Genomic DNA, 6052 nt, shown 5'->3' with positions numbered 1-6052 from the left:
GCCGAGCCGGCGGCCCGTCCCCCCGCCGCCGCAGCCCCTGCCCGCCCGGCGCCCGAGACGGCCCAGGCAGCACCCAGCGCCGGCGGCGGCTGGATCCGCGACCTCCTGCGCAGCGCCTCGCGCGAGGAAGGCGAAGGGCGCGAGGAACAGGCCGCCAACAATGGCGGGCGGACGGCCCTGCATGTGGTCGAATCGCTCAACTCCCTGTCCGTCGACATCGCCCGAGCCATCGACCACGAAGCGTCCATCGACCTTTGGGAGCGGTATCGCCGCGGCGAGCGCAACGTCTTCACGCGCCGGCTCTACACACTGAAGGGCCAGCAGACCTTCGACGAGATCCAGCGCAAGTACCGGGCGGACGCGGAATTCCGCAAGGCGGTCGACCAGTATTGCCGCGATTTCGAGAAGCTTCTGGCCGACGTCTCGCGCTCCGACCGCGACAACATGATGAGCCAGACCTACCTCACCTCCGACACCGGCAAGGTCTACACGATGCTGGCCCATGCCAGCGGCCGGTTGCGCTGAACGACGCTTCCCGGAGCGCCTGTCCGATCCTGAAAGACCCCGGCAGCAGCCGGGGTCTTTCTTTTTGGGAAGTCCCGTCGGTGCAACAACTCGCCGCTCTTGCAATCCCTCTCATTGCCGCGCATTCTCATTTTGGGACGGAAAGGGGGACTTATGCATGGTGGCCGAGAGGGAGCGATTCGGCTGGGACTGTCAGAAGCCATCGATGCGGTGGCAGGAGTGGCGAGCGTAGAGGACGCCGTCCTTCTGGTGCGAGACCGGCTCGGTCTCGACCACGTCACCTTTATGACCGCGGCATATGCCCGCCCGGTCGATAGTCCCTTTATCCGCACCACCTACCCACCGCAGTGGATCGCGCGCTATGTGCTGCGTGGATATCTGCACGTCGATCCGGTGGTTCGCGCGGGGTTCGGCTCCACCAAGCCGTTTGCCTGGCACGAATTGGAATGGGACGAGCGCGAACGGGAATTCATGGCCGACGCACTGGCCCACGGGCTGGGCGACAAGGGCTATTGCATTCCCGTGGTCGACCGGGCCTTCCGCCGCTCGCTTCTGTCGCTCAATACGGGCATGGCGGCCGATGCTTGGGGCCCCTTCCTTGCTGCGGGTGCGGTCGGGCTCGAGAAGATCGCCCGGCTCATCCACGACAAGGCGGTGCTCGAGCTTTCCGCCGACGGCCCCGCCGAGCCGAGCCTGGCGCCGCGCCAGGTGGAGTGCCTGTTGTGGACGGCGCGCGGCAAGGAGGCCAAGGCCATCGCCGTCATTCTCGACCTTTCGGAATTCACTGTGCGCAGCTATCTGCGCACGGCGCGGCAGAAGCTTGAGTGCCGAACCCTTTCCCAGGCCGTTGCCAAGGCGATCCAGCGCGGCATCATCAATCCGTGACCGCGGATGTCAGGGTGCGGCGCACGGCATCGCGCCACCCCTTCAGCCGGCGCGCGCGCTCCTCTTCGCCCATCCTCGGCGTGAACTGGCGTTCGAGCGCCCAGCTCTGCGCGAATTCCTCGGCGCCCGGCCACACGCCGGCGCGCGAACCGGCGAGCCAGGCCGCGCCCAGCGCGGTGGTCTCCAGCACCGTCGGCCGGTCCACCGGTGCGTCGAGAATGTCGGCCAGGCACTGCATGGTCCAGTCGCTCGCCACCATGCCGCCGTCGACACGCAGAACCTTGGTCTCCGCCCCGCCCGGCCAGTCCCGGCGCATCGCCTCGAGCAGGTCGCGCGTCTGGAAGGCGACGGATTCCAGCGTCGCGCGGGCGAACTCGGCCGGGCCGGTGTTGCGGGTAAGGCCGAAGATGGCGCCACGCGCGCCGGCGTCCCAATAGGGCGCGCCGAGGCCGACGAAGGCCGGCACCAGATAGACGTCCTGCGTGGCGTCCGCCTTTTCCGCGAGCACCCCCGAATCGGCCGCTTTGCCGATGATCTGCAGCCCGTCGCGCAGCCACTGCACGGCCGCGCCGGCGACGAAGATGGAGCCTTCGAGCGCATAGGTCGTCTTGCCGTCGAGGCGGTAGGCGATGGTGGAGAGCAGCCGGTTCTTCGAGCGCACCAGGGTCTCGCCGGTATTCAGGACGGCAAAGCAGCCCGTGCCGTAGGTGGATTTCAGCATGCCGGGCTCGAAACAGGCCTGGCCGATCGTTGCCGCCTGCTGGTCGCCGGCAACGCCCAGGATGGGGATTTCCGCGCCGAACAGCGCCTTCTCCGTGACGCCGAAGTCGTCCGCCGTGTCCTTGACCTCAGCCAGGAGGGCGCGAGGGACGCCGAGGATCGAAAGCAGCTCCTCGTCCCATGCGTTCTTCTCGATATTGAAAAGCAGTGTGCGCGAGGCATTGGTGGCGTCGGTGACGTGGGCGCGCCCTCCGGTCAGCCGCCAGATGAGAAAACTGTCGATGGTGCCTGCCAGCAGCCGCCCCTCCTCCGCCCGCTCGCGCGCGCCTTCCACGTTGTCGAGAAGCCAGGAGAACTTGGTGCCGGAGAAATAAGGGTCGAGCAGAAGGCCGGTCTTTTCGGTGAAGGTCTCCTCCAGCCCCTCGCGCTTGAGCTTCTCGCATAAGGTCGCGGTGCGCCGGTCCTGCCAGACGATGGCGTTGTGCACGGCCCTGCCGGTCTCGCGGTCCCACATCACCACCGTCTCGCGCTGGTTGGTGATGCCGATGGCGGCGATGTCCCCGGCCTCCAGGCCGGCATCCTTGAGCGCGGCTTTCACCGTGGCGATAACGCTTGCCCAGATGTCCTCCGGGTCGTGCTCCACCCAGCCGGAGGCGGGATAGTGCTGCGGGAACTCCTGCTGGCCGGTGCCGACGGCGCGCATCGTTCCGTCGAAGACGATCGCCCGGGTCGATGTCGTGCCCTGGTCGATGGACAGGACGAAGCCGCTCATGTTGCCTCCCGCGTATTGACAAAAGCCGGGAGAGGCGGCCGGAGCCGCCTCCCCCCAATCTCACATACTAGTGGTCTGACCCAAACAGATGGTACCCATCTGTTTGGAAAAGTCAGCCCACAAGCTATTGGTCTAGTGGGGCGATTTGCCCTGACAGATGGGTACCATCTGTCAGGATCGCACCACTAGCGAACCAGCTTACGAGTCGTTCCAGCTCTTCACCAGCTCGTCGTAGTTGATGGTGATGGGCTCTTCCTTCTCGTTCTCGATCTTGAGCTGCGGCGCGAGGTTGCCCGCCTTCACGGCCTCGGCGTTCCAGTATTCAAGATCGTGCTCCTCGGCGAGCATCGGGCCGATGTCGCCCTGGATGCCGGCCCGCTCGAGGCGCGAGAGCACCTGCTCCTGCTCGGCGCAGAGCGAGTCCATCGCCTCCTGTGCGGTCTTGGCGCCGGAGGACGCATCGCCGATCGCCTGCCACCACAGCTGCGCCAGCTTCGGGTAGTCCGGCACGTTGGTGCCGGTCGGCGTCCACTGCACGCGGGCCGGCGAGCGGTAGAACTCGACCAGGCCGCCGAGCTCCGGGGCACGTTCGGTGAAGCTGTCATGCTGAATGGTGCTCTCACGGATCAAGGTAAGCCCGACATGGCTCTTCTTCACGTCCACCGTCTTCGAGGTGACGAACTGGGCGTAGAGCCATGCCGCCTTGGCGCGGTCTTCCGGCGTCGACTTCATCAGTGTCCAGGAACCGGCGTCCTGGTAGCCGAGCTTCATGCCGTCCTTCCAGTAGACGCCGTGCGGGCTCGGCGCCATGCGCCACTTCGGCGTGCCGTCCTCGTTGACCACCGGCAAGCCTTCCTTGACCATGTCGGCGGTAAAGGCCGTGTACCAGAAGATCTGCTGGGCGATGGCGCCCTGCGCCGGCACGGGGCCGGATTCGGAGAAGGTCATGCCCTGCGCCTCCGGTGGCGCGTAGGCGTTCAGCCATTCGAGATACTTCTCGATGGCGTAGACGGAGGCCGGGCCGTTGGTGTCGCCGCCGCGCGCCACGCAGGAGCCGACGGGGCGCGAGTTCTCGTCCACCTTGATGCCCCATTCGTCGACCGGCACGCCGTTCGGGATGCCCTTGTCGCCGTTGCCGGCCATGGAAAGCCACGCGTCGGTGAAGCGCCAGCCGAGCGACGGGTCCTTCTTGCCGTAGTCCATATGGCCATAGATCTTCTTGCCGTCGATCTCCTTGCCGGTGAAGAATTCGGCAATGTCCTCATAGGCCGACCAGTTGACCGGCACGCCCAGCTCGTAGCCGTATTTCTCCTGGAACTCCGCCTTGATGTCGGGATCGTTGAACCAGTCGTAGCGGAACCAGTAGAGGTTGGCGAACTGCTGGTCGGGAAGCTGGTAGAGCTTGCCGTCGGGCGCGGTGGTGAAGGACTTGCCGATGAAGTCGTCCACGTCGAGGTTCGGGTTGGTGACGTCCGCGCCCTCGTTCGCCATCCAGTCGGTCAGGTTGCGCACCTGCTGGTAGCGCCAGTGGGTGCCGATCAGGTCGCTGTCGTTGATGTAGGCGTCGTAGATGTTCTCGCCCGACTGCATCTGCGTCTGCAGCTTCTCCACCACGTCGCCCTCGCCGATCAGGTCGTGGGTCACGCGGATGCCGGTGATGGCCGTGAAGGCCGGCGCGAGCACCTTGGACTCGTATTCGTGGGTGGTGATCGTCTCCGAGACCACCCTGATGTCCATGCCCTGGAAAGGCTCGGCAGCGTCGACGAACCACTGCATCTCCGCTTCCTGCTCCTCGCGGGAAAGCGTCGAGAGATCGCCGATCTCTTCGTCGAGGAATTCCGTCGCTTCCTCCATGCCCGCCATTACGCCGCCTGAACTCATGAGAAGCATGAGCGCGGATGTCGTCAATAATAGATGCCGTTTCATGGTTTCCTCCCTAGTAAATGTTGCTTCAGTGTTCGGAGAGACCGCGCAAATGCGGCCGCTCCATCCCTTTCTCCGCTAGACCCATCGAAACACGCCCACGGCGTAGGCGATGGACAGAGCGAGAGCCCACCACAGGTTGGGGCCGACCAGCCCCAGCCATGCGAGATTGATGAATGCGCTGCCGAGCAGCGAGACGAACAGCCGGTCGCCGCGCGTGGTCTCGAAGCGCAACAGGCCGACACGCGGATGGCCGCCGGGCGAAAAATACTCCCATACGCCCATGCCCGCGAGCAGAAGCGCGATGGTGATGAAGAAGGTTGCCGTCGGCCAGGTCCAGGCCATCCAGGACAGGTTCATCGTCATACCCTCCCCTTACACGCGCCCGAGGGCGAAGCCCTTGGCGATGTAGTTGCGCACGAACCAGATCACGAGCGCGCCCGGAATGATGGTGAGCACGCCGGCCGCCGCCAGCACGCCCCAGTCGAGGCCGGAGGCCGACACGGTGCGCGTCATGGTGGCGGCGATGGGTTTGGCCGCCGTCGTCGTCAGCGTGCGGGCAAGCAGAAGTTCGACCCACGAGAACATGAAGGCGAAGAACGCCGCCACGCCGACGCCGCTGGCGATCAGCGGCATGAAGATTTTCACGAAGAAACGCGGGAAGGAGTAGCCGTCGATATAGGCCGTCTCGTCGATCTCTTTCGGCACGCCGGACATGAAGCCTTCGAGGATCCACACCGCCAGCGGCACGTTGAACAGGCAGTGCGCCAGCGCCACGGCAATGTGCGTGTCGATCAGCCCGAAGGCCGAATAGAGCTGGAAGAAGGGCAGCGCGAAGACCGCCGGCGGCGCCATGCGGTTGGTCAGGAGCCAGAAGAACAGGTGCTTGTCGCCGAGGAAGCGGTAGCGCGAGAAAGCATAGGCCGCGGGAAGAGCCACGGAGACCGAAATCACCGTGTTCATAACCACATAGATGATGGAGTTGATGTAACCCGAATACCAGGACGGATCGGTGAAGATGACGCGGTAGTTGCGCAGTGTCGGGTCCTGCGGCCACAGCGAGAAGGTGCTGAGGATCTCGGTATTGGTCTTGAAGCTCATGTTGATGAGCCAATAGATCGGCAGCATCAAGAAGAGGATGTAGAGCGTCGGCACCAGCCACCAGAAACGCGACTGCGTGCCGCGCCTGAGCATCGTCTGGCCGAGTGCGGCTTCCGCCTTGCCGGC

At 65.1% G+C, this 6052-nt stretch carries 5 protein-coding genes and 1 pseudogene; 2 read left to right on the top strand and 4 right to left on the bottom strand.

Features of this window, described 5'->3' with window-relative positions; translation table 11 throughout:
- Both GM910_RS18430 and GM910_RS18425 read left to right on the top strand, forming a co-directional pair.
- Positions 1-525: pseudogene (locus GM910_RS18430) on the top strand (hypothetical protein); the annotation flags it as partial.
- A gap of 219 nt (positions 526-744) precedes the next feature.
- On the top strand, positions 745-1410 hold the full coding sequence (locus GM910_RS18425) for a LuxR family transcriptional regulator (RefSeq protein ID WP_159589876.1): 666 nt from the start codon (positions 745-747) through the stop codon (positions 1408-1410).
- On the opposite strand, the gene glpK is transcribed toward GM910_RS18425, so the two are convergent.
- The 4 genes from glpK to GM910_RS18405 form a co-directional block, all read right to left on the bottom strand.
- The gene (gene glpK, locus GM910_RS18420; RefSeq protein ID WP_159589874.1) at positions 1400-2902 is read right to left on the bottom strand and encodes a glycerol kinase GlpK; all 1503 of its coding nucleotides are present in this window, start codon (positions 2900-2902) and stop codon (positions 1400-1402) included. The genes GM910_RS18425 and glpK overlap by 11 nt on opposite strands.
- A 198-nt stretch (positions 2903-3100) precedes the next feature.
- Entirely contained in the window at positions 3101-4828 is a 1728-nt protein-coding gene (locus GM910_RS18415; protein ID WP_159589872.1) for an ABC transporter substrate-binding protein, read from the bottom strand.
- Positions 4829-4903: 75 nt separating this feature from the next.
- A complete protein-coding gene (locus tag GM910_RS18410) occupies positions 4904-5185 on the bottom strand; it encodes a DUF2160 domain-containing protein (RefSeq protein ID WP_159589870.1) in 282 nt (93 codons plus the stop codon).
- Positions 5186-5200: 15 nt separating this feature from the next.
- Entirely contained in the window at positions 5201-6019 is an 819-nt protein-coding gene (locus GM910_RS18405; RefSeq protein WP_159589886.1) for a carbohydrate ABC transporter permease, read from the bottom strand.
- Positions 6020-6052 lie beyond the last annotated feature (33 nt).

It is taken from the genome of Chelativorans xinjiangensis (assembly GCF_009812055.1).
GTDB lineage: Bacteria > Pseudomonadota > Alphaproteobacteria > Rhizobiales > Rhizobiaceae > Chelativorans > Chelativorans xinjiangense.
This window is presented reverse-complemented; position numbering and strand designations above follow the sequence as displayed.

What these genes read in the sequence shown, in the direction of transcription:
- glpK (WP_159589874.1), bottom strand. Translation starts at nt 2,902, where the DNA reads ATGAGCGGCTTCGTCCTGTCCATCGACCAGGGCACGACATCGACCCGG.
- GM910_RS18415 (WP_159589872.1), bottom strand. Translation starts at nt 4,828, where the DNA reads ATGAAACGGCATCTATTATTGACGACATCCGCGCTCATGCTTCTCATG.
- GM910_RS18410 (WP_159589870.1), bottom strand. Translation starts at nt 5,185, where the DNA reads ATGAACCTGTCCTGGATGGCCTGGACCTGGCCGACGGCAACCTTCTTC.
- GM910_RS18405 (WP_159589886.1), bottom strand. Translation starts at nt 6,019, where the DNA reads ATGCTCAGGCGCGGCACGCAGTCGCGTTTCTGGTGGCTGGTGCCGACG.